The organism is Arthrobacter sp. ZBG10 (genome assembly GCF_001238605.1).
Classification (GTDB): domain Bacteria; phylum Actinomycetota; class Actinomycetes; order Actinomycetales; family Micrococcaceae; genus Arthrobacter.
This window is the reverse complement of sequence record NZ_LFQH01000146.1, coordinates 1-222: the sequence shown is the minus strand read 5'-3', so window position 1 is coordinate 222 and position 222 is coordinate 1. Positions and strand designations below refer to the sequence as shown.

The following is a 222-nucleotide window of genomic DNA, read 5'->3' as shown; positions in this document are numbered from 1 at the left end:
CACCGGTCCCGCAGCCACCACCGTAGGAGCCGCCGAAGTCAACGCCGGTTCAGATACTGCCACTGGTTCAGGAGCCGCCGGTTCCACCACCAGCCCGGACTCCGGCCCGGGTTCAGGATCAGGCCCGGACTCCGGCCCGGATTCAGGATCAGGCCCGGATTCCGTTTCGGGTTCGGGTTCGGGGGCGCCGTTTACCTCGGCAAGGGCCTGGGGTGATGTTCC

General features: G+C 68.0%; 1 pseudogene. It reads right to left on the bottom strand.

Annotated elements, in window-relative coordinates:
* Positions 1-222, bottom strand: a pseudogene (locus ACU18_RS20325) (FHA domain-containing protein); the annotation flags it as partial.